The 20,977-nt window shown below is 69.3% G+C and carries 25 protein-coding genes, 1 tRNA gene and 1 riboswitch; of the genes, 17 read left to right on the forward strand and 9 right to left on the reverse strand.

Annotation, left to right across the window (positions count from 1 at the left end; all coding sequences use genetic code 11):
- The 4 genes from OG885_RS28065 (at position 1) to OG885_RS28080 (ending at position 2,569) form a co-directional block, all read left to right on the forward strand.
- Complete coding sequence (locus OG885_RS28065) at positions 1-1,023, forward strand: LacI family DNA-binding transcriptional regulator (protein WP_405736438.1); 1,023 nt, start codon at positions 1-3, stop codon at positions 1,021-1,023.
- Positions 1,024-1,126: 103 nt separating this feature from the next.
- Positions 1,127-1,222 (forward strand): putative leader peptide, encoded by a 96-nt coding sequence (locus OG885_RS28070; RefSeq protein ID WP_019759525.1) that lies wholly within the window; start codon positions 1,127-1,129, stop codon positions 1,220-1,222.
- Positions 1,223-1,333: 111 nt separating this feature from the next.
- A complete protein-coding gene (locus OG885_RS28075) occupies positions 1,334-1,612 on the forward strand; it encodes a MoaD/ThiS family protein (protein WP_405736441.1) in 279 nt (92 codons plus the stop codon).
- A gap of 6 nt (positions 1,613-1,618) precedes the next feature.
- Positions 1,619-2,569: a PLP-dependent cysteine synthase family protein gene (locus tag OG885_RS28080; protein WP_405736443.1), complete on the forward strand. Its 951-nt coding sequence runs from the start codon at positions 1,619-1,621 to the stop codon at positions 2,567-2,569.
- 3 nt (positions 2,570-2,572) lie between these two features.
- Here OG885_RS28080 and OG885_RS28085 read toward each other — a convergent pair whose 3' ends face one another.
- Complete coding sequence (locus tag OG885_RS28085) at positions 2,573-3,025, reverse strand: type II toxin-antitoxin system PemK/MazF family toxin (protein ID WP_405736446.1); 453 nt, start codon at positions 3,023-3,025, stop codon at positions 2,573-2,575.
- A 262-nt stretch (positions 3,026-3,287) separates the two neighbouring features.
- Here OG885_RS28085 and OG885_RS28090 point away from each other — a divergent pair, with 262 nt between their 5' ends.
- Entirely contained in the window at positions 3,288-4,040 is a 753-nt protein-coding gene (locus tag OG885_RS28090) for an MBL fold metallo-hydrolase (RefSeq protein ID WP_399961671.1), read from the forward strand.
- Between the two features lie 63 nt (positions 4,041-4,103).
- Here OG885_RS28090 and OG885_RS28095 read toward each other — a convergent pair whose 3' ends face one another.
- Both OG885_RS28095 and OG885_RS28100 read right to left on the reverse strand, forming a co-directional pair.
- Positions 4,104-5,351: a PTS transporter subunit EIIC gene (locus OG885_RS28095; protein ID WP_405736450.1), complete on the reverse strand. Its 1,248-nt coding sequence runs from the start codon at positions 5,349-5,351 to the stop codon at positions 4,104-4,106.
- A 138-nt stretch (positions 5,352-5,489) separates the two neighbouring features.
- Positions 5,490-6,782: a PTS transporter subunit EIIC gene (locus OG885_RS28100; RefSeq protein WP_405736452.1), complete on the reverse strand. Its 1,293-nt coding sequence runs from the start codon at positions 6,780-6,782 to the stop codon at positions 5,490-5,492.
- A gap of 132 nt (positions 6,783-6,914) precedes the next feature.
- Between OG885_RS28100 and OG885_RS28105 the strand changes: the two genes are divergently transcribed.
- The 4 genes from OG885_RS28105 (at position 6,915) to rdgB (ending at position 9,178) form a co-directional block, all read left to right on the forward strand.
- Positions 6,915-7,148: a glucose PTS transporter subunit EIIB gene (locus OG885_RS28105; protein WP_055568676.1), complete on the forward strand. Its 234-nt coding sequence runs from the start codon at positions 6,915-6,917 to the stop codon at positions 7,146-7,148.
- A 90-nt stretch (positions 7,149-7,238) separates the two neighbouring features.
- Positions 7,239-7,976, forward strand: a complete 738-nt coding sequence (gene rph, locus OG885_RS28110; protein WP_405736454.1) for a ribonuclease PH — start codon at positions 7,239-7,241, stop codon at positions 7,974-7,976.
- A 144-nt stretch (positions 7,977-8,120) separates the two neighbouring features.
- Complete coding sequence (locus OG885_RS28115) at positions 8,121-8,531, forward strand: hypothetical protein (protein WP_399961679.1); 411 nt, start codon at positions 8,121-8,123, stop codon at positions 8,529-8,531.
- Between the two features lie 44 nt (positions 8,532-8,575).
- Positions 8,576-9,178, forward strand: a complete 603-nt coding sequence (gene rdgB / locus OG885_RS28120; protein ID WP_405736458.1) for an RdgB/HAM1 family non-canonical purine NTP pyrophosphatase — start codon at positions 8,576-8,578, stop codon at positions 9,176-9,178.
- A gap of 50 nt (positions 9,179-9,228) precedes the next feature.
- Here rdgB and OG885_RS28125 read toward each other — a convergent pair.
- The 3 genes from OG885_RS28125 to OG885_RS28135 all read right to left on the reverse strand — a co-directional run bounded on the left by OG885_RS28125 (position 9,229) and on the right by OG885_RS28135 (position 10,661).
- A tRNA-Leu gene (locus tag OG885_RS28125) sits at positions 9,229-9,312 on the reverse strand.
- Positions 9,313-9,357: 45 nt separating this feature from the next.
- Entirely contained in the window at positions 9,358-10,023 is a 666-nt protein-coding gene (locus OG885_RS28130; protein WP_405736461.1) for an HNH endonuclease, read from the reverse strand.
- Entirely contained in the window at positions 10,020-10,661 is a 642-nt protein-coding gene (locus OG885_RS28135; RefSeq protein ID WP_405736464.1) for an HNH endonuclease signature motif containing protein, read from the reverse strand. The genes OG885_RS28130 and OG885_RS28135 overlap by 4 nt, the downstream gene beginning before the upstream one ends.
- 162 nt (positions 10,662-10,823) lie before the next feature.
- Between OG885_RS28135 and OG885_RS28140 the strand changes: the two genes are divergently transcribed.
- Positions 10,824-11,348: a GNAT family N-acetyltransferase gene (locus OG885_RS28140; RefSeq protein ID WP_405742913.1), complete on the forward strand. Its 525-nt coding sequence runs from the start codon at positions 10,824-10,826 to the stop codon at positions 11,346-11,348.
- On the opposite strand, the gene bcp is transcribed toward OG885_RS28140, so the two are convergent.
- A complete protein-coding gene (bcp, locus tag OG885_RS28145; protein ID WP_399961685.1) occupies positions 11,323-11,796 on the reverse strand; it encodes a thioredoxin-dependent thiol peroxidase in 474 nt (157 codons plus the stop codon). The genes OG885_RS28140 and bcp overlap by 26 nt on opposite strands.
- Positions 11,797-11,914: 118 nt before the next feature.
- On the opposite strand from bcp, the gene OG885_RS28150 reads away from it, so the two are divergent.
- The 3 genes from OG885_RS28150 (at position 11,915) to OG885_RS28160 (ending at position 13,131) form a co-directional block, all read left to right on the forward strand.
- On the forward strand, positions 11,915-12,247 hold the full coding sequence (locus OG885_RS28150) for a DUF3618 domain-containing protein (RefSeq protein WP_314202527.1): 333 nt from the start codon (positions 11,915-11,917) through the stop codon (positions 12,245-12,247).
- A 44-nt stretch (positions 12,248-12,291) separates the two neighbouring features.
- Positions 12,292-12,648, forward strand: coding sequence for a GroES family chaperonin (locus tag OG885_RS28155; RefSeq protein ID WP_399961689.1), 357 nt, complete (start codon positions 12,292-12,294; stop codon positions 12,646-12,648).
- Positions 12,649-12,711: 63 nt separating this feature from the next.
- Positions 12,712-12,776: riboswitch (guanidine-III (ykkC-III) riboswitch) on the forward strand.
- A 34-nt stretch (positions 12,777-12,810) separates the two neighbouring features.
- Positions 12,811-13,131, forward strand: coding sequence for an SMR family transporter (locus OG885_RS28160; RefSeq protein WP_363163686.1), 321 nt, complete (start codon positions 12,811-12,813; stop codon positions 13,129-13,131).
- Positions 13,132-13,141: 10 nt separating this feature from the next.
- Here OG885_RS28160 and OG885_RS28165 read toward each other — a convergent pair whose 3' ends face one another.
- A complete protein-coding gene (locus OG885_RS28165; protein ID WP_405736469.1) occupies positions 13,142-15,529 on the reverse strand; it encodes a transglycosylase domain-containing protein in 2,388 nt (795 codons plus the stop codon).
- A gap of 240 nt (positions 15,530-15,769) precedes the next feature.
- Between OG885_RS28165 and OG885_RS28170 the strand changes: the two genes are divergently transcribed.
- From OG885_RS28170 to OG885_RS28185, 4 genes are read left to right on the forward strand one after another with little or no spacing between them, the layout of a single operon-like run.
- Positions 15,770-16,576 carry an ABC transporter permease gene (locus tag OG885_RS28170; RefSeq protein ID WP_405736472.1) on the forward strand — a complete coding sequence of 269 codons (807 nt, stop codon included), beginning with the start codon at positions 15,770-15,772 and terminating at the stop codon, positions 16,574-16,576.
- Entirely contained in the window at positions 16,569-17,411 is an 843-nt protein-coding gene (locus OG885_RS28175) for an ABC transporter permease (protein WP_405736475.1), read from the forward strand. The genes OG885_RS28170 and OG885_RS28175 overlap by 8 nt, the downstream gene beginning before the upstream one ends.
- Before the next feature lie 6 nt (positions 17,412-17,417).
- Positions 17,418-18,395 (forward strand): ATP-binding cassette domain-containing protein, encoded by a 978-nt coding sequence (locus OG885_RS28180; protein WP_405736477.1) that lies wholly within the window; start codon positions 17,418-17,420, stop codon positions 18,393-18,395.
- A 32-nt stretch (positions 18,396-18,427) separates the two neighbouring features.
- Positions 18,428-19,321, forward strand: coding sequence for a DUF1707 domain-containing protein (locus OG885_RS28185; RefSeq protein WP_405736479.1), 894 nt, complete (start codon positions 18,428-18,430; stop codon positions 19,319-19,321).
- A 164-nt stretch (positions 19,322-19,485) separates the two neighbouring features.
- Here the strand turns inward: OG885_RS28185 and OG885_RS28190 are convergent, their stop codons facing one another.
- Complete coding sequence (locus tag OG885_RS28190; protein WP_405736482.1) at positions 19,486-20,823, reverse strand: SGNH/GDSL hydrolase family protein; 1,338 nt, start codon at positions 20,821-20,823, stop codon at positions 19,486-19,488.
- Positions 20,824-20,977: the final 154 nt, after the last annotated feature.

Below are 20,977 nucleotides of genomic sequence, written 5' to 3' on the forward strand. Positions count from 1 at the left end.
TTGACGCGACGGCCGCATGGACAGCGCCCCACGATCGAGGACGTCGCACGCCGGTCGGGAGTGTCCCGGTCCACGGTCTCGCGGGTGATCAACGGCGAGCCCAAGGTGCGCGCCGAGGTCGTCGAGGAGGTCCGGCGGGTCATCGCCGAACTCGGCTACGTCCCCAACCAGGCGGCCCGCCAGCTGGTCACCCACCGCACCGGCGCCGTCGCGGTCGTCGCGGACCAGCCCGACGGCCGGCTCTTCCTCGACCCGTTCTTCGACCGCCTCCTGCGCGGCATCCGCCGTGAACTCGCCCTGCACGGCGCCCAGGCCGTCCTGCTCTTCCTGGACGAGCCCGACGACCTCGCCCGCGTGGCCGACTACCTCGGCGGCGGCCATGTCGACGGCGCCATCCTCTTCTCCCTGCACCCCGGCGGCCGCCTCCACGGCATGACCGACAGCCTCGACATCCCCGCCGTCTTCGGCGGCCGCCCCCTCCTGGACGCCGGCGACACCGTGCGCGCCCACCCCTACGTCGACGGCGACAACCGCGGCGGCGCCCGCCAGGCCGTCCGGCACCTCGCCTCCCTGGGCCGCCGCCGCATCGCCACCGTCACCGGCCCGCACGACCAGGAGCACTCCGCCGCCGAACGCCTCGCCGGCTACCACGACGTCCTCCCCGACGCCCCGGCCGAACTCGTGGAGCGCGCCGACTACACCCGGCAGGGCGGCGCCCGCGCCATGGCCGCGCTGCTCGACCGCTGCCCTGACCTGGACGCCGTCTTCGCCGCCTCCGACCTCATGGCCGCCGGCGCCCTGGACGCGCTGCGCGAGCACGGCCGCCGGGTGCCGGACGACGTGGCCGTCGTCGGCTTCGACGACCTGACCGAGATCGCCGAAGCGACCGACCCGCCCCTGACCACCGTCCACCAGGACGTCGCCGAGATGGGCCGCCTGCTGGCCCGGCTGCTGTTCGACCGGGCGACCGAGCCGGCCGCGATCGTCGTACCCACCCGACTGACCGTGCGCGCGTCCGCCTGAACTGTGGCGTCCTGAACTGTGGTGTCTCATCCTCCGGCCGGAATCCGTCCATCATGTGGGATCACACTCCGGGACCCGGACCGGGAATCGATACGATGACCGCATGGTTTCCCACGACGTGAGCGAGAAGACGCCGGGCATGCTGCTCGTGGCGCGGCTGCACGTCGACCTGTGCAGGCTCGCCAGCGCCATCTGTTGACGCTGCTCCCTGCCGCCGTACGGCCGTGAGCCGCGGCGCCACTCACCTCCGCTGTTCTGCGCTGCCGCGCGCCGCCCCACTCCAGACCGCATCCGACAGGAGCCCGCAACCATGGCCATCGAGGTCCGCATCCCGACCATCCTCCGCACGTACACCGACGGTCAGAAGGCCGTGGAGGGCGCCGGGGACACTCTCGCCGAGCTCTTCACCGACCTCGAGACCCGGCACAACGGCATCCAGGCCCGCATCGTCGACGGCGGCGAGCTGCGCCGCTTCGTCAACGTCTACCTCAACGACGAGGACGTCCGCTTCCTCGACGGCATCAACACCAAGCTCACCGACGGCGACAACGTCACGATCCTGCCGGCCGTGGCCGGCGGCATGGCCTGATCCTCGATGCGTTACGACTCCCCGCTCGCCGCGGTCGGCAACACCCCCCTGGTGCGCCTGCCGCGGCTGTCGCCGTCCGAGGACGTCCGCATCTGGGCCAAGCTGGAGGACCGCAACCCCACCGGCTCGGTCAAGGACCGGCCCGCCCTGCACATGATCGAGCAGGCGGAGAAGGACGGCCGCCTCACGCCGGGCTGCACCATCCTGGAGCCGACGAGCGGCAACACGGGCATCTCGCTGGCCATGGCGGCGAAGCTCAAGGGCTACCGCATCGTCTGCGTCATGCCCGAGAACACCTCGCAGGAACGCCGTGACCTGCTCGGCATGTGGGGCGCCGAGATCATCTCCTCGCCGGCCGCGGGCGGTTCCAACACCGCCGTGCGCGTCGCCAAGGAGCTCTCCGCCGAGCACCCCGACTGGGTGATGCTCTACCAGTACGGCAACCCGGACAACGCGGGCGCCCACTACGCCACGACCGGCCCGGAGATCCTCACCGACCTCCCCTCGATCACCCACTTCGTGGCGGGCCTCGGCACCACCGGCACCCTGATGGGCGTCGGCCGCTACCTCCGTGAGCACAAGCCGGACGTGCGGATCGTCGCCGCCGAGCCGCGCTACGACGACCTGGTGTACGGACTGCGCAACCTCGACGAGGGCTTCGTACCCGAGCTCTACGACGCCTCCGTCCTGACCACCCGCTTCTCGGTCGGCTCGGCCGACGCGGTGACGCGTACGCGCGAGCTGTTGCAGCAGGAGGGCATCTTCGCGGGCGTCTCCACGGGCGCCGCGCTGCACGCCGCGATCGGCGTCGGCAACAAGGCGGTGAAGGCGGGGGAGACGGCCGACATCGTCTTCGTCGTGGCCGACGGCGGCTGGAAGTACCTGTCGACGGGCGTGTACACGGCCGCGACCACGGAGGAAGCGATCGAGACGCTCCAGGGCCAGCTCTGGGCGTAGCCGCTAACTCGCCAGGTGACGGACCTGGTCCCACAGGACCGGGTCCACCACCCCCACCCGACGCCGGAAGTCCCCCACCGGTACCTCGCGCAGCTCGTCCGTCTCCAGGAAGCTCGCGCGACCGTGGGAGTCGCCCACCGAACCCGGCGGCAGCGGAATGACTCCGGCCCGCTCGTCGTGGTACTTGCTGGTGATCTTCGCGACGACCGCGCGCCGCCCGCGCACCGCCAGCACCAGACACGGCCGGTCCTTCGCCCCCGGCCCGTCCTCGTAGGGCACGATCGCCCACCAGATCTCCGCCGGCCGCGGCCGCGCGGCACCCCGCGTCCCGGGCCGCCCGGGCGGCCGCGAACGCCGCCCCGCCGGCCGGCGCCCCCGCCCCCACCCGTCGACGAGCGTGGCGACCAACGCGAGCAGCACCACCGCCGCGAGCGCCAGCCACCAGGACGTGTCCATAAGCATGACGTTACCGGCGCCCGATCCCCACCGCGCGCCCTTCGCACGCACGTTCCGCCCGTGACCCGGTCGTGCGGCATCGCCCCGAAGCCTCGAACGGCTGAACGTGACGTACCTCGGATGGCAGCGCCGCACAGGTGAGTTCGCCCACAACAGCCCTTGGCGGAGGAGCGACAGGGGGTTTTGCGCCTTACGCTCGACGGACCGCACGACCCCCGACGCACCCACCTCTTTTCATCCCGCCAGCGGAGGTTTCTGCTTCATGAAGCTCACCGTCGTCGGCTGCTCGGGGTCGTTCCCGTCCGCGGAATCGGCCTGCTCGAGCTACCTCGTAGAGGCCGACGGCTTCCGGCTGCTTCTCGACATGGGCAACGGTGCCCTTGGCGAGCTGCAGCGCCACTGCGGTCTCTACGACCTCGACGCGATCTTCCTCAGCCATCTGCACGCCGACCACTGCATCGACATGTGCGCGTACTTCGTCGCGCGCTACTACCGCCACGACGGCGGCCGCTGTGCCCCCATCCCGGTCTACGGCCCCGAGGGCACCGAACACCGTCTGACCACGGCCTACGCCGACACCCCCACCGCCTCCTCGATGAGCGAGGTCTTCGACTTCCACACGGTCAAGCCGTCCACCTTCGACGTCGGCCCCTTCACGGTCCACACCGAACGCGTGGCCCACCCGGTCGAGGCGTACGGCATCCGCGTGGAGCACGGCGGCAAGTCCCTCACCTACTCCGGTGACACGGGCGTCACCCCCGCGCTGGACGAACTCGCCCGCGACACGGACCTGTTCCTCTGCGAGGCCGCCTTCACCCACGGCAAGGAGGACATCCCCGACCTGCACCTCAACGGCCGCGAGGCGGGTGAGACCGCGACCCGGGCCGGCGCCCGGCGCCTGGTCCTCACCCACATCCCCCCGTGGACCGACCCGCAGGCCAACCTCGCCGACGCCCGCGCGGCGTTCGACGGCCCGGTGGAACTCGCGGCGCCGAGGGTGTCGTACGAGATCTGAGACGTACGTACGCGAAGGCCCCGGTACCTCTTCGGTACCGGGGCCTCGGTCATCGCGGGAGCCTCACGCCTTCGTGAGGTCCTCGACCTCCTCCTCGGGCTCGCGGCCCGGGGTGGGGAGGTTCCACTTGACGATGGCGAAGCGGAAGACGGCGTAGTAGATCGCCGCGAAGACCAGGCCGATCGGGATGATCAGCCAGGGCTTGGTGGCCAGGTTCCAGTTCAGGGCGTAGTCGATGAAGCCCGCGGAGAACGTGAAGCCCGCGTGGACACCGAGCGCCCAGGTGATCGCCAGGGACAAGGCCGTGAGCACCGCGTGGATCACGTACAGGATCGGGGCGATGAACATGAACGAGAACTCGATCGGCTCGGTCACACCGGTCACGAAGGAGGTCAGCGCGAGCGAGATCATCATGCCCATCACGGCCTTGCGGCGCTCGGGGCGGGCGGTGTGCGCGATGGCGATCGCGGCGGCCGGCAGACCGAACATCATGATGGGGAAGAAGCCGGACATGAACTGACCGGCGGTGGGGTCACCGGCGAAGAAGCGGGTGAGGTCACCGTGCACGATCTCGCCGGCCGAGTCCTTGAAGTCGCCGATCTGGAACCAGGACACGGAGTTCACGAACTGGTGCATGCCGACGGGGATCAGCGCGCGGTTGATCAGACCGAACAGACCGGCGCCCACGGCGCCCAGACCGGTGATCCACTCACCGGCGTCGGAGATGACGCCACCGATCGGCTCCCAGACCAGACCGAAGAAGACACCCATGGCGGTGCCGACGAAGGCCATGATGATCGGGACGAGACGGCGGCCGTTGAAGAAGCCGAGCCAGTCCACCAGCTTCTTGCGGTGGTAGCGCTGCCACAGCACGGCGGAGAGCAGACCCATGAGGATGCCGCCGAGGACACCCGGGTTGTTGTAGGTCGCGGCTATGTCCGCGCCCGCCTGCACCTTGGCCTCCGTCACCGGGAAGGCCTTCAGGACATTGCTGTAGACCAGGAAGCCGACCAGGGCGGCCAGCGCGGTGGAACCGTCGGCCTTCTTGGCGAAGCCGATCGCGACACCGATGCAGAACAGCATCGGCAGGTTGTCGAAGATCGCGCCACCGGCCGTGGCGAAGACCGCCGTGACCTTGTCGGGCAGGTTCAGCTTGTCCTGGACGTCGGCCTGGCCGAGCCGCAGCAGGATGCCCGCCGCCGGCAACACGGCGATCGGAAGCTGAAGGCTGCGGCCGACCTTCTGAAGGCCCTGGATCAGACCGGATCCCCGCCTCTTTGCGGGGGCCGCCGTGTCGGTGGCGGTGCTCATACGTCCTCCATCGGGTGGTGGTCTACACCACTCAGTGGTGTAGACCTGTTGTAGCACGATGAAGGTGACGTAAGGAACCCACGATTCCGTGACGGGAACCGTGGGTTCTGTAACCGCGTTGAGAAGGGCCGTTCGGCCTCAGACCTTCGTCACGTCCTCGACCTCGTCCTCGGGTTCGCGCCCCGGGGTCTTCAGGTCGAACTTCGTGATCGCGAACCGGAAGATCGCGTAGTAGACGGCCGCGAAACACAGGCCGATCGGGATGATCGCCCACGGCTTCGTCGCCAGATTCCAGTTGATGACGTAGTCGATCAGACCGGCGGAGAAGCTGAACCCGTCGTGCACCCCGAGCCCCCACGTCACCGCCATCGACACACCCGTCAGCAGCGCGTGCACCGCGTACAGCAGCGGCGCGATGAACAGGAACGAGTACTCGATCGGCTCGGTGATGCCGGTGACGAACGAGGTCAGCGCGACGGAGAGCATGAGCCCGCCGACCTCCTTGCGGCGGTGCGGCTTCGCGCAGTGCGTGATCGCCAGGGCCGCGGCCGGCAGCGCGAACATCATGATCGGGAAGAACCCGGACGTGAACTGACCCGCGTTCGGATCGCCCGCCAGGAACATGTTGATGTCACCGTGCACCTCGGTGCCGTCCGGCTTGGTGTACGTGCCGAACTGGAACCAGATGGGCACGTTCAGGAACTGGTGCAGACCGATGACCAGCAACGCCCGGTTCGCCAGACCGAAGATGCCCGCACCCCACGCGCCCGCGTCGCTCAGCCAGTCGCTGAAGTTCTCCAGCCCGTCACCGATCGGCGGCCAGATCCACAGACACAGCGCCGCGAACACGATCGCCACGAACGCCATGATGATCGGCACGAGCCGGCGCCCGTTGAAGAAGCCCAGCCAGTCCACGAGCTTCGTACGGTGATAGCGCGCCCAGAAGAACGCCGCCAGCAGGCCCATGATGATGCCGCCGAAGACACCGGGGTTCTGATAAGTGAACGCGGAAACGGAGTTGTCGGCGGCCTGGCAGCCGATCTTCTCGAGGGCCCTCGCCCCGACCGCGCAGTCCTCCGGGAACTGCCGCAGCACGTTGTAGTAGACGAGGAACCCGGCCACCGCCGCGAGCGCCGTCGACCCGTCCGCCTTCTTCGCCATACCGATGGCCACGCCCACGCAGAACAGCAGCGGCAGCCCCAGCGAACCGTCGAGCAGTGCGCCGCCCGCACCCGCCATCACCTTGGAGACGTTCGTCCAGCCCAGCCCGTCGTCCCCGAACACGTCCGGCTGGCCGAGCCGGTTGAGGATGCCCGCCGCCGGCAGGACGGCGATGGGCAGCTGAAGACTCCGCCCCATCTTCTGCAGTCCCTGGAACGCCGAGTGCCACCGTCGGCGTGTGGGAGGGGGCTCAGTGGTCTCGGAACTCATGAGTTGGCGACCGCCTGTCAGGTGGTGTAGACCAGTTACGGACGATTGGATAGCTGTGACGTCATCTTTCGGTACGTTCGGCGCAATCGCTCGTGAAGTTGGGCCAACAGTGCGTTGCGTGAGGAGACCGACATGGCCAGCAAGGCAGAGAAGATCGTCGCCGGGCTCGGTGGCATCGACAACATCGAAGAGGTCGAGGGCTGCATCACCCGCCTGCGCACCGAGGTCAAGGACCCCGCGCTGGTCGACGACGCCGCCCTGAAGGCCGCCGGCGCCCACGGAGTCGTCAAGATGGGCACCGCGATCCAGGTCGTCATCGGCACGGACGCCGACCCGATCGCCGCGGACATCGAAGACATGATGTAAAGACCGCAGAAACGGTCAGGACGCTTCAGGGGCTCTTCCCGCCGCACCGCGGGAGGAGCCCCTTCCGCGTCTGCCGCTAGGCTCATCGCCATGTCTCGAATCGACGGCCGCACCCCCGAACAGCTCCGCCCCGTCACCATCGAACGCGGCTGGAGCAAGCACGCCGAGGGCTCCGTCCTCGTCTCCTTCGGCGACACGAAGGTCTTCTGCACCGCCTCCGTCACCGAAGGCGTCCCCCGCTGGCGCAAGGGCAGCGGCGAGGGCTGGGTCACGGCCGAGTACTCCATGCTCCCCCGCGCCACCAACACCCGCGGCGACCGCGAATCCGTCCGCGGCAAGATCGGCGGCCGCACCCACGAGATCAGCCGCCTCATCGGCCGCTCACTGCGCGCCGTCATCGACTACAAGGCGCTCGGCGAGAACACGATCGTCCTCGACTGCGATGTGTTGCAGGCCGACGGCGGCACGCGTACGGCGGCCATCACCGGCGCGTACGTCGCCCTCGCGGACGCGGTGTCCTGGGCCCAGGGCAAGAAGCTGATCAAGGCGGGCCGCCAGCCGCTGACCGGAACGGTCTCCGCGGTCTCGGTGGGCATCGTGGGAGGCGTGCCCCTGCTGGACCTCTGCTACGAGGAAGACGTCCGCGCCGAGACCGACATGAACGTCGTCTGCACCGGCGACGGCCGCTTCGTCGAGGTCCAGGGCACCGCGGAGGCGGAGCCGTTCGCCCGCGACGAGCTCAACTCCCTCCTCGACCTCGCGGTTTTGGGCTGCACGGAACTCGCTGTCCTGCAGCGCAAGGCCCTTGATACCGTCCTCGAAAAGTAAAGGACGGACCAAGGAAAGGTGGCCGGCAGGGGCAACCCGGCCGCCCGAACTCGCGTCACTAGGAGTACGGGCGTACGGCACACCGCTGTACGCCCGGCCAGTGCACGGGGGCCCTTGGGGCTGAGCAAGGGAGGGACCATCACCATGGCCGAGAGCCGACGCGGCCGTCGTCGACCACGTCTTGTCGTCATCGCCGCCGCAGTGGCGGCCGTAGGACTGACGGCAGGCCTGACCACCGGCTGCGACGCGGTCAACAAGGCACTGGACTGCGTCCAGACCGCCGACGCCATCGCCGACAGCGTCACCGACCTCCAGCAGGCCGTGGAGAACGCGTCCAACGACCCGACGCAGCTCGAGGAGTCCCTCGACTCCATCGACAAGAACCTCGACGAGATAGGCGACAAGACCGACAACGCCGACGTCAACCAGGCCGTCGAGGACCTCGGCAAGGCGGTCGACAACGTCCGCACATCCGTCGACAACGGCGACGCGACCCCCGACCTCAGCCCGATCACGGACGCGGCGGGCGAGTTGACGAAGGTCTGCACGCCGTAACGGGGCCGTCGGCGGACCGGGAGACTGCCGGGATACTGGAGGGCATGACCCGCCTGATCCTCGCCACCCGCAACGCCGGCAAAATCACCGAACTCCGCGCCATCCTCGCCGACGCAGGTCTGAGCCATGACCTGGTCGGCGCGGAGGCGTATCCGGACATCCCCGACGTCAAGGAAACCGGCGTCACCTTCGCCGAGAACGCCCTCCTGAAGGCCCACGCCCTCGCCCAGGCCACCGGCCTCCCCGCGGTCGCCGACGACTCGGGCCTCTGCGTGGACGTCCTGAACGGCGCCCCGGGCATCTTCTCGGCCCGCTGGTCAGGCCGCCACGGCGACGACCAGGCCAACCTGGCCCTGCTCCTGGCCCAACTGTCAGACATCGCCGACGACCACCGAGCCGCCCACTTCGCCTGCGCGGCGGCGCTCGCCCTGCCGGACGGCACGGAGAGGGTGGTCGAGGGCCAGTTGAGGGGCGTACTCCGCCACACCCCGTCCGGCACAAACGGCTTCGGCTACGACCCGATCCTCCAGCCGGACGGCGAGACCCGCACCTGCGCGGAACTGACGGCGGAGGAGAAGAACGCGATCAGCCACCGGGGGAAGGCGTTCCGGGGGTTGGTGCCGGTGGTGCGGGAGCTGTTGGGCTGACAACTGAAGAAGGTCCACCCGAACGCGGGTGGACCTTCGAATCAAAGATGTGCGGCCGGAGGGACTCGAACCCTCAAGGGATTTCTCCCACAGCATCCTAAGTGCTGCGCGTAGGCCAGTTCCGCCACGACCGCCCGTGCGCTCATGCTACCCGGCTGGGCGGCTTGGTAGTCGAGCGCTTATCGGGCTCCGGAGCCGCCGCGGCACCAGGTACTCGTGACGGCGTGACAGTTGGGGCAGAGCAACCGCAGGTTCTCCCGCCGGTCGTCGCTCCAGTCTCCGCTGATGTGATCGACCTCCAACGTCATGGGCCTGCCGAGCCACTCGGGCCCTGTTCCGCACCCGGAGCACGCCTCGGGCACACCCACTTCGAGGAGTGCCCGGCGGAGCAGGTGCGTTCTGGTCCGACGGGCGCCGTCATGCCGGACCAGGATGTCCTGCGCCCGCCGGAGCGGCGTCGTGCCCGGCCCGCCACGTTGATGCGCCTGCCCCAGAAAGTGAGAGGTGTCGAGGCCGTCCTCAGCCACCCAGTAGTGGAGCAGGGTGCGCAGCCTGTTGTTGTAGGGCTCCATTCCCAGAGCGCGAAGTGTGCCCGCGATGGAGGTCGCTCCCTCGACCGCTCGGCGAAGGTCGCCGGCGGAGGGCCTGGCGGGCACTTCCCTGGTTCGCCTGTGCCGCGGCATGTGCGAGACGTCGATCTCGAAGTGGTCGAAGCGTCGGAAGAGATGGCGGCGCAGTTGGCCGTAGGGCCGCGTGCCGAAGAAGGCGATGACCTCGTCGATGTCCGAACAATCCGCGGCCGCTTCGGTCAGCCGCTCCCGGGTGTACTGCACGCCACTGCTCATGAAACCCGCCCCTTGCCGCGCCCACGGTAACTGTCTGTTGTCGAGTGGCAGTTGGGGCACAGGAACCGGAGGTTCTCGATTCGGTTGTCGCGCCAGTTGCCATCAATGTGGTCGACCTCCAGCGGGAGCGGATGCCCTCGCCACACGGCTTCCGTGCCACACCTTGCACACTGTTCTGCGACGCCCACGCTCGTCATCGCCCACCTGAGCCGATCACTCGGGATGCGCCGAGCCCCTCCGACCGGCTGCTCCACGAGAAGCCCTTCCGGAGTCCGAGGCCGCCACGCCTTGCCCCGTCGGGTCGGTACCCGGAAATGCGAGGTGTCGATCCCGTACGCCTTGATCCGGCGGCTGATGTGCGTGTGGTGGCCGCCGACCACCTCAAGTCCCAGAAGCCGCAGCACCTCGCACATGTTCGTCGATGCCGAAACGGCCTCCTGCAGGACCTCCCGCGTCCACTTCACACCCTCCCGCTCGAAGTGTGAGACATCGACCCCCAGCTTCTTCATCCGCTCGAAGACATACCGTCGTGTCGAGCTCTTCGGATCCACCCCCAATTGCCCCAAGGCTTCCGACAACGTCCGAGCCCCCCGAGCCGCCTCCTCCAGCCGCTCCCTGCTGTAAGCGCTGACTCCCACCGAACCCCCTGCGTCCCGACCACACGTTCATGGCTCGCACGGAGTAACGAAGTGCCCATCCGACAGTCACGCTTGAAACGTAAACCGTGAACCCGATAATCTGCCCGTCGCCTGCAAAGCCTCCCGGCTGTGGACCTCTTGTCCGCTCGGGAGGCTTTTTTCATGACCTCAGCAGCGGACGAAACACGAGACCTGTCCATTCGCCCCGTCACTCCCACCGACCGCCCCACCCTCGACCGCCTCTGGCTCCTCTTCCGGCATGATCTGTCGGAGTTCGGGGGGCAACTGCCCAACCCTGACGGCATGTTCAGGACCGAGCGGCTGGAGGCGGCGTTCAGTGGTGACAAGGACTGGGCCGCGTATCTCTTCAGCAGCGCCCAGCAACCCGTGGGGTTCGCGTTCGTGCGGGGCCTCGATGGGCCCATCCGGGTGCTCAACAGCTTCTTCGTTGTCCGGGGCGCCCGGCGGAGCGGTGTCGGGATGAGGGCGGTGAAGGAGGTCCTCGCTCGGCATCCGGGGGAGTGGACCGTCGCGTTTCAGGACGCCAATCCAGGGGCCGCACGGTTCTGGCGGCGCGTCGCGCGCGAAATGGCCGGGACGGAATGGACCGAGGAGCGCAGGCCGGTGCCGGGGCGGCCCGGCCTGGCTCCTGATGTCTGGGTCAGCTTCCGATACCCAGGTCCTTGATGATCTTCGCCACGTGGCCCGTCGCCCGGACGTTGTACAGCGCCCGTTCGACCTTGCCCTCCTCGTCCACCACGATCGTGGAGCGGATGACGCCCATGTAGGTCTTGCCGTAGTTCTTCTTCTCGCCGTACGCCGCGTAGGCCTCGGTGACCGTCTTCTCCGGGTCGGCCAACAGCGTGATCCTCAGGTTCTCCTTGTCCCTGAACTTCGCCAGCTTCTCCGGGGCGTCCGGGCTGATGCCGATGACGTCGTACCCGGCGCCGGCCAGCAGCTCCAGGTTGTCGGTGAAGTCGCAGGCCTGCTTCGTGCAGCCGGGGGTGAGGGCCGCGGGGTAGAAGTAGACGATGACCTTGCGGCCCTTGTGGTCCGCCAGGGACACGTCGGTGCCGTCGGCGTCGGGGAGGGTGAAGGCGGGGGCTACGTCCCCGGGCTGGAGTCGCTCGCTCATCCGGCAAGCCTAACCGGGGGTCCTGACAGTGCGGCGGCCCGGCGAGCTGACAGACTGTCCAGGACAGGCAGAGGTACACGCACAGGCACAGAACACAGCGGACTCCGGAGGACCCACCGTGGCGGACACGTCGGACACGAGAACCCCGGCGCAGATCGAGGCGGACATCAAGCGCCGCCGCGAGACGCTGGCCGAGACGCTCGACGAGATCGGGGTGCGGGTGCACCCGAAGACGATCGTCGGCGATGCCAAGGCCAAGGTGGTGTCGAACATCGATCACACGCTCGGGCGGGCCTACGTCGGCGTGAACAAGGTCCTCACCGACACCAAGGCCCAGTTCGTCGACGAGGAGGGGGCTCCGCGGCTGGAGCGCATCGTCCCCGTCGCACTCGTCGCCGTAGGGCTCGTGGGGCTTCTCGCCCTCGGCAGCACCCGGCGCCGCAAGGGCTGACCCGGGCGCGTACGGATTCCCGTCAGGCAGGTAGGTTCTCAGCCGTGAGCGCCAAGAGAAACGACCACAGCGACCAGCACGACAAGCTGCCCATCCGGATGCTGCACGACCGGGTACTGGTGCGGCAGGACGCCGGTGAGGGCGAGCGGCGTTCCGGGGGCGGCATCCTGATTCCCGCCACCGCGGCCGTCGGGCGGCGGCTGGCCTGGGCCGATGTCGTCGCCGTCGGGCAGAACGTACGGACCGTCGAGCCGGGGGACCGGGTTCTCTACGACCCCGAGGACCGTGCCGAGGTGGAGGTGCGCGGCATCGCCTATGTGCTGATGCGCGAGCGCGATCTGCATGCCGTGGCCGCGGACCGCTTCGAGGGCTCCGAGGACTCGACCGGGCTGTACCTCTGAATCAACGGTAGAAACGGCAGAAAGGGCTGGTGACCATCGTCACCAGCCCTTTTGTCATTCCTTTGCTAGCTTTGAAGAGCAACCCGACGAGACGCGCCGTACCGGGTCCTACGACAAGACGACGCACCCCGTACAGAAGTCCGCGTCTCGGAGGTGCCTGTCATGGCCTGGGTTCTGCTCGTCGTCGCCGGTCTGCTCGAAGTCGGCTGGTCGATCGGGATGAAGTACACCGACGGTTTCACCCGGCTGGTGCCGAGTCTGTTCACCGGTGCCGGGATCGTCGCGAGCATGCTGCTGCTGTCGTACGCCGCCCGTTCCCTTCCCATCGGTACCGCCTACGGCGTGTGGGTGGGTATCGGTGCGGCCGGGGCGGCGGTGCTCGGCATGGTGGTGCTGGGGGAGCCCGTCACCGCCGCCCGGATCTTCTTCGTGTGCCTGCTGCTGGTCGCCGTGGTCGGTCTGAAGGCGACCGGCGGTCACTGAGCCCGCGGTCCTAACCGGTCTTGCCCGGTGGTCCCGCCGTCGTGCCGGTCGTCGTCGTTCCGCCGTCCGTGGTGCCGCCGTCGGCGGTCCCGCCGTCCGTCGTCCCACCGGTGGTGGTGTCGCCCGTCGTGCCGCCCGTGGTCGTCGTGGTGCCGCCGGTCGTCGTTCCGCCGTCCGTGGTGCCGCCGGTCGTGGTGCCCCCGTCCGTCGTACCGCCGGTGGTCGTCGTGTCGCCGGTGGTGCCGCCGTCCGTCTGGCCCTGGGTGTCCTGGCCGCCGTCGGTCGTGCCGCCGTTGTCCTGGCCCGCGGTGTCGTCCGGGGCCTGGGAGGTGGGCTGCTGGGTCGGGGTCTGGACGACGTCGGCGCCTTCCTGGAGCTCCAGGTCGAAGTCGGTGGCGGGCTTGCCCTTGAGGGCGCGCTCGGTGAAGTCGGCCCAGATCTCCGCGGGCGCCCCGCCGCCGTTGACGCGCTGGAGGCCCATCGCGCCGTAGAGCGACTTGTGGGCGGCGGTCTTCGGGTCCTGGCCCATCACCGCGACGACCGTGGCGAGGTCGGGGGTGTAGCCGGCGAACCAGGCGGCCTGGTCCTCCTCGGCGGTACCGGTCTTGCCGGCCGCCGGGCGGCCCGCGGCCTGGGCGGCGGTGGCGGTGCCGTTCTCGACGACGCTCTGGAGGATCGACGTGGTGGTGTCGGCGGCCTGGCGGGTGACCACCTGGGAGGTCTTGCGCTCCGGCAGCTTCACGACGTCCTGGCCGTCCTTGGTGACGCTCTTGATGAGCATGTACGTACCGTGCTTGCCGTGGTTGGCGAGCGTGGCGTACGACTCCGCCATGTCGAGGACGCTGGCGGTGTTCACCCCGAGCGCGATGGACGGCGAGGCGGTCAGGTCGGGGGTGTCGGAGGGGATGCCGAGGGCGACGGCGGTCTGCTTGACCTTGTCGGAGCCCACGTCCACGGCCATCTGCGCGTACACCGAGTTCACCGACTTGTCGGTGGCGGTGCGCACGGTGATGTCGCCGTACGACACGTCGTCCTCGTTCGCCGGGGCGTAGCTGCCGCCGGTCCAGCCCTGGACGGGGCGCTTGTTGGTGCCGTCGTAGATCGTGTTCGGGGTGATGGGGCGGCCGTCCTGGGTGGTGGACTCGTTCTGGACGGCGGAGGTGAACACGAAGGGCTTGAAGGTGGAGCCGACCTGGAAGTCCCGGCGGGTGGCGTTGTTCGTGTACTGCTTGACGTAGTCGATGCCGCCGTACATCGCCACGACCTGCCCGGTCTTCGGGTCGACGGCGGCGCCGCCCGCGCGGACGTACGTGTCCACCTTGCGGTTCTTCTTGTCGAGCTTGTCCATCAGCTGCTTGTTGACGGCGGCGACGAAGTCGTCCTGCTTGCTCTTCTGGATGGTGGTGGTGATCCGGTAGCCGCCGGCGTCGAGTTCGTCGGCGCTGAGGATCTTGTTCTTGGCCAGGTAGTCGTTGACGGCGTTGACGAGGTAGCCGCGCTGCCCGGACATGCCGGTGGAGACGGTCGCCTCCTTCGGCATCGGGAACTTCAGCCCGGTCCGCTTGGCCTGGTCGAGCCAGCCCTCCTTGACCATGCCGTCCAGGACGTAGTTCCAACGGGCCACGGCGGCCGACTTGTTCTCCGGGTGGGCGACGACGTCGTACTCGCTCGGCGCGTTGAGCAGGGCGGCGAGGTAGGCGCCCTCGGCGGCGGAGAGGTCGGTGGCGTCCTTGCCGTAGTAGGCCTGGGCGGCGGCCTGGATGCCGTACGAATTGCGGCCGAAGTAGCTGGTGTTGAGGTAGCCCTCCAGGATCTCCGCCTTGGACTTCTCGCGGTCCAGCTTGATCGAGATGAAGAACTCCTTCACCTTGCGGGTGACGGTCTGCTCCTGGGCCAGGTAGTAGTTCTTCACGTACTGCTGGGTGATCGTGGAGCCGGACTGGGCGCCCTTGCCGGTGGCGGTGTTCCAGCCCGCGCGCACCATCGCCTTGGGGTCGATCGCCGACTCGGAGTAGAAGTCCCGGTCCTCGGCGGCCAATACGGCGTGCTGGGCGGCCAGGGAGACCTGGGAGAGGCCGACGTTCTCGCGGTTGACCTCGCCGTCGCGGGCGAGCTGGCTGCCGTCGGCGTAGAGGTAGACGTTGGACTGCTTGGTGGCGAGGGCGTTGGCGGGTGGGATCTTGACCAGCGAGTAGCCGAGGAAGAACAGGCCGATGAGCAGCAGTATCCCGATGACGAAGGTGCCGAGCACCATGCGCCAGGTGGGGATCAGCCGCCGCCAGCCGGTGCGCTTGGGCCGCTTGGGCTTGCCCTTGCCGGTGTCCTGGCCCCCTTCGGGGTCTCTGGGCGCCCAGCCCTCGGTCGGCTGCTGCGGCTGCGGCTGCGGCTCGTCGCTCATGTCGTGCACGGACTCCTGTTGCGTGTCTCTTATGCGCTGGTTGTGCGCCATACGCCGCCATACGCCGTCGTACGCGCGCGTACGCCCTCGTACGCCTTCTGCGTCCCCAGATGAAGACTGTCGCACCACGCGTTCCGTTGCGGTTCGCGGCACGCTTCCGCGCCGAAAAAGGCGTGGCGTACGTCACCACCTGCGGACTAGGCTCCTGCGCTTCGGTGCCTGGCGCGGGTGAGGAGGGCTGTGGGGGTGGATTCGGGGCGGTTGTACCTCGCCGTGGGTGTGGGCGGATTCCGACGGTACGCGACGTATCGGGCGGCGACGGCGGCCGGGATCTTCACCAACACGGTGTTCGGGCTGATCCTCGTCTACACGTACACCGCCCTGTGGGACCAGCGTCCGCAGCTCGGCGGGTACGACCTCGCGCAGGCCGTCACCTATGTGTGGGTCGGGCAGTCGCTGTTCAAGACGCTCGCCAACGGGGGCGGTGGTGTCGAGGGCGAGCTCATGGAGCGTATCCGCACCGGCGACATCGCGGTCGACCTGTACCGCCCCGCGGACCTCCAACTGTGGTGGCTGGCAGCCGACTTGGGCCGGTCGGTCTTCGAGCTGCTCGCGCGTGGGGTGCCGCCCTTCGTGCTGGGCGCGCTGATGTTCGACCTGGCGCTGCCCACGGACGCGACGACCTGGCTGGCGTTCCTGGTCGCGGTGGTGCTGGCGATGCTGGTGAGCTTCGGCATCCGGTACCTGATGGCGCTGAGCGCGTTCTGGCTCCTGGACGGCACCGGGGTGGCGCAGATGGTGATGTTCGTCGGCTGGTTCTGCTCGGGGATGATCCTGCCGCTCAACGTGTTCCCGGGGCTGCTCGGCGAGGTCGTACGGGCCCTGCCGTGGTCGGCGCTGCTCCAGGCGCCCGCGGACGTGCTGCTCGGACAGGCCGACGCGCTCGGGACGTACGCCTTCCAGCTGCTGTGGGCGGTGCTGCTGCTGGCGGCCGGGCGGCTGGTGCAGGGGATGGCGACGCGGCGGGTGGTGGTCCAGGGTGGCTGACCTCGCGCGTGGTCCCGTCGGGATCGACCGGGTGCTGGACGGACTGCGCACCTACCGGATGATCTCGGTCATGTGGATCCGCTCCACGATGGCCTACCGCGCCTCCTTCGCCATGACCACGCTCGGCAACTTCACGGCGACCGCGTTCGACTTCGTGGCGATCCTGCTGATGTTCTCCCGCGTGGATGCGCTCGGCGGCTACACCCTGCCCGAGATCGCTTTCCTGTACGGCCTGTCCAGCGTGGCGTTCGGCCTGGCCGACCTCTGCCTCGGCTCGATGGAGCGGCTGGGGCGGCGGGTGCGCGACGGCACCCTGGACACGCTGCTGGTGCGGCCCGCGCCGGTGCTGGCGCAGATGGCCGCCGACCAGTTCGGGCTGCGCCGCCTGGGCCGGGTCACCCAGGGCACGATGGTGCTGGTCTACGCGCTGGCCACGGTCGACATCGACTGGACGGCGCTGAAGCTGCTGCTGATGCCGGTGATGATCCTCAGCGGCGCCGGGATCTTCGCCGCGGTGTTCGTCGCGGGCGCGGCCTTCCAGTTCGTGGCGCAGGACGCCTCCGAGGTGCAGAACGCCTTCACGTACGGCGGTACGACGCTGCTCCAGTACCCGCCGACGGTGTTCGCGACGGAGCTGGTGCGCGGGGTGACGTTCGTGCTGCCGCTGTCCTTCGTCAACTGGCTGCCGGCCACGTATGTGCTCGGGCGGCCGATCCCGCTCGGGCTGCCGCAGTGGGTGGCGTTCCTGTCGCCGCTGGTCGCGGCGGGGTGCTGTGCGCTGGCCGGGCTGGCGTGGCGGGCGGGGCTCAGGTCGTATCGGAGTACGGGGAGTTGAGGACGGATGGCTGACGGTGCGGACGCGGGCTTCATCGAGCTCGACCGGGTCGAGAAGGTCTTCGAGGTGCGCAAGAAGACCGGGTTCATGAAGCGGGAGCGGCGCGAGGTACGGGCCGTCGACTCGATCTCCTTCCGGGTGGCGCGCGGCGAGATGGTCGGCTACATCGGTCCGAACGGCGCGGGGAAGTCCACCACCATCAAGATGCTCACCGGCATCCTCGCCCCGAGCGGCGGCCGGCTCAGCGTGGCCGGCATCGACCCGTCCCGCGAACGCCGGCACCTCGCCCATCGCATCGGCGTGGTCTTCGGCCAGCGCACGACCCTGTGGTGGGACCTCCCGCTGATCGACTCCTACAAGCTGATGCACCGCATGTACCGCATCCCCGACGCCCGTTACCGCCAGAACCTCGACCGCCTCGTCGAACTCCTCGACCTGGCCGACCTCTTGGACGTACCGGTACGGCAACTCTCGCTGGGCCAGCGGATGCGCGGCGACATCGCCGCCGCCCTCCTCCACGACCCGGACGTCCTCTACCTCGACGAGCCGACCATCGGGCTCGACGTCATCTCCAAGGCCCGGGTAAGGGAGTTCCTGCGCGAGGTGAACACCGAGCGCGGCACCACGGTCCTGCTCACCACGCACGACCTCCAGGACATCGAGCAGCTCTGCTCCCGCGTGATGGTCATCGACCACGGCCGCCTCATGTACGACGGTCCGCTGGCCGGGCTGCACGAGGCGGGAGACAGTGAGCGGACGCTGGTGGTGGACCTGGAGCGGGAGCTGCCGCCGATCGAGGTCGAGGGGGCGCGCATGGTGAAGGTGGAGGGGCCCCGGCAGTGGCTGGCGTTCCCGGCCGGGACGTCGGCGGCGCCGCTGGTGGCGCGGATCGCGGCGGAGTACCCGATGGTGGACCTGTCGGTGCGGGAGCCGGACATCGAGGCCGTGATTGCCAAGATGTACGCCGAGAAGGCCGCCACATAGTGCCGGGCGCCCGGAACTCGTAGGCTGAGGACATGACGGACGCCGCGCCTTCTGAGGGGACGCCCCCCGGCTCTCCCAGGCCCTCTGCCCCGGAACTCCGTGCCGCCGACGCCGACCGTGAGCGCGTCGCCGAGATCCTGCGGGACGCCCTCGCCGAAGGGCGCCTGGACATGGAGGAGTTCGAGGAGCGGCTGGAGGCGACGTACAAAGCGCGGACGTACGGCGAACTCACGCCGATCACCCGCGACCTGCCCACGGCCCCCGGGGCTGCTCCGGCGGTCAACATGGTGAAAGAGCCCGCGGGGCAGGGGAGTTGGGCCGGACGCGTCACCGGTGGCGAGGGTTCGTCGAGCTGGGCGGTGGCGATCCTGTCCGGGTTCCAGCGCAAGGGCCGCTGGACCGTGCCGAAGCGGTTCAACTGCTTCGCCTTCTGGGGCGGCGGCGAGATCGACCTGCGGGAGGCGAGCTTCGCGGACCGCGAGGTCGAGATCAACTGCGTGGCGATCATGGGCGGGGTGAACGTGATCGTGCCGCCCGGCGTCGAGGTCGTCGTCCGCGGGATCGGCGTCATGGGCGGCTTCGACCACCGTGAGGAGGGCGTGCCGGGCGACCCGGGCGGCCCACGGGTGATCGTGACCGGGTTCGCCTTCTGGGGCGGGGTCGGTGTCGAGCGGAAGCTGACCCGGGCGGAGCGGCAGGCGCTGAAGGAGGAGCGGCGCCGGCAGAAGCTGGACCGCAAGGAGTCGATGCGCGAGCTGCACGAATCGTTCCGCGACGACGTGCAGGACGCGCACCGCCGGCTGATGGACGGGCACCACGACCTGATGCGGGGCCGCAGCGACCGCCACCGCGACCGACGGGACCGCCACCGCGACCGCCACGACAGGCGTGACCGCCGGGATCGCGGCGACGGGTACGACGACTAGCGCCTGTCCGGCGGATCATGCCGCAGACGCGGGGTCTGGCACGCCGGCCTGCGGCGCCCCTGCTCGCCTGCGTCGATGAGGTGCCGCGGCTTTCCTGCGAGTTGATCCGCCGGACAGGCCCTAGCGCGACCAGCGCACGGGTGCACCGAGGGCACCGAGACCGCCTACAGCTCCGCCGGAGCCGCCCCCTTCAGGTCCTCCAGGTCGAAGACCTCCGCCATCCGCGCGTACCCCTTGTCGCTCGGGTGCAGACGGTCCCCGGAGTCGTAGTCCGAGCGCAGCCGGCGCGGGTTGTACGGGTCGCGCAGCGCCTCGTCGAAGTCCACGACGGCGTCGTACACCTTGCCGTCCCGGATGGCGGCGTTGATCTGCTGCCGCACGCCCTCCCGGGCGCTCGTGTACCCGCGGTGCCCCTGGAAGGGCATGAGCGTGGCGCCGACGACCTTGATCCCGCGCGCGTGGGCCTGCCGGACCAGGGTGCGCAGCCCGTCCAGGACCTTCTCCGGGTCGGCGAGCCGCGGGTTGCGCAGGATGTCGTTGATGCCGAGGTCGATGACGACGACCTTCACGTTCGTACGGGAGAGCACGTCGCGGCCGAAGCGCCCGAGGCCGCTCTGGTTGTCGGCGGGGCGGCCGAGGCCGTTGGCGAGGACCTGGTTGCCGCTGATGCCCTGGTTGACGACGCTGTAGCGGGGCAGGTCGCGGCCGGCCTCGATCGCGGTGCGCAGCCGCTGCGAAAGGACGTCCGTCCAGCGGTGGTTGGCGCCCTCGGTGGAGGTGATGCCGTCGGTGAGGGAGTCGCCGAGGACGACGACGGTGCCGTCCGACTCGTTGCTGAGCACGTCCAGCGCGGTGAGATAGCGCCAGTACGGCGTCTCCTGCGCATACCCCGTGCCGGTCGTGTCCTCGGTGAGGTCGCCGTCCGCGACGTACGAGATCTGCTGGGCGTGCGGATGGTAGGTGACCGGTCCGGACGGTGTGGGCGAGTAGGTGGTGACCAGGACGTCGCTGTCGTGCGTGACGGTGATGCCGACCGCGTCGCTCATCACCTGGCCGCCCGCCGGGACGACCACGCTCGGGCTGCCGCCGAAGGTGAGCCGGCGCATGGTGTCGACGGCCGCGGCGGCGGTGTCGTCGGCCGCCGCGAGGGCGATCGACGCGTGGGTGATGGTCAGCGGCGACTGGCCGTAGAGATTGGACAGCGTGATCCGGGCACTCGTACCACCGACCGACGTGTGCACCACGTTGCGCACCGAGCGGCCCGCCATGCCCTCGGTCTCGGTGCCGGGTTCGGCACCGGCCGGGGAGGTGGACCAGGCGCCGACCCAGGTGCCGGTGGAGGCCGGGGCGGCGTTGCGTGGGGCGGGGGCCTGGGCGGCGCGGTGCCGCGGGCTCGTGGCGCTCCCGTCGTCGGCGGCGACACCGACGTAGATGGCGCCGGACAGGGCCACGATCAGGGCGATGATCGCCGAAAGCAGGGCATAACCACGTCTTCTGGTCATGCGGTGCGGGTCTCCTCGGGCGGATGGGAGCCCGAGGCTCCGATGTGATCACCTCATGATGCGTCATGCGGTGAGGGGTAGTTGACCGGACCCCCTTGTCCCGCTGCCCCGATCAGACAGACGCCGGGAACTCCTGTTCCGTTCCGGGAGTAGG

It is taken from the genome of Streptomyces sp. NBC_00028, from assembly GCF_045041065.1.
Lineage (GTDB): Bacteria > Actinomycetota > Actinomycetes > Streptomycetales > Streptomycetaceae > Streptomyces.